Origin of the sequence: Janthinobacterium sp. NKUCC06_STL, assembly GCF_019345455.1 — a bacterium.
GTDB classification, from domain to species: Bacteria; Pseudomonadota; Gammaproteobacteria; order Burkholderiales; family Burkholderiaceae_D; genus Janthinobacterium; species Janthinobacterium rivuli.
Genome location: NZ_JAHKQY010000027.1, coordinates 1 through 809 on the forward strand (window position 1 = coordinate 1; position 809 = coordinate 809).

An 809-nucleotide genomic window follows, 5' to 3' on the forward strand; every position below is an offset into this window, starting at 1 on the left:
ATATCCGCAGCTTCGGTGACTGGCTTAGCCCCGTTACATCTTCCGCGCAGGACGACTCGATCAGTGAGCTATTACGCTTTCTTTAAATGATGGCTGCTTCTAAGCCAACATCCTGACTGTTTTAGCCTTCCCACTTCGTTTTCCACTTAGCCAATCTTTGGGACCTTAGCTGGCGGTCTGGGTTGTTTCCCTCTTGACGCCGGACGTTAGCACCCGACGTCTGTCTCCCAAGCTCGCACTCATCGGTATTCGGAGTTTGCAATGGTTTGGTAAGTCGCAATGACCCCCTAGCCATAACAGTGCTCTACCCCCGATGGTGATACTTGAGGCACTACCTAAATAGTTTTCGGAGAGAACCAGCTATTTCCAAGTTTGTTTAGCCTTTCACCCCTACCCACAGCTCATCCCCTAATTTTTCAACATTAGTGGGTTCGGACCTCCAGGGCGTGTTACCGCACCTTCATCCTGGCCATGAGTAGATCACTTGGTTTCGGGTCTACACCCAGCGACTGATCGCCCTATTCGGACTCGATTTCTCTACGGCTTCCCTATATGGTTAACCTTGCCACTGAATGTAAGTCGCTGACCCATTATACAAAAGGTACGCAGTCACGGAACAAGTCCGCTCCTACTGTTTGTATGCACACGGTTTCAGGATCTATTTCACTCCCCTTCCGGGGTTCTTTTCGCCTTTCCCTCACGGTACTGGTTCACTATCGGTCGATTACGAGTATTTAGCCTTGGAGGATGGTCCCCCCATATTCAGACAGGATGTCACGTGTCCCGCCCTACTTGTCGTACGCTTAGTA

The 809-nt window shown here is 50.4% G+C and carries 1 rRNA gene; it reads right to left on the reverse strand.

From position 1 onward, the window contains the following. Positions 1-809: ribosomal RNA gene (locus KO539_RS29815) — 23S ribosomal RNA — on the reverse strand; the annotation flags it as partial.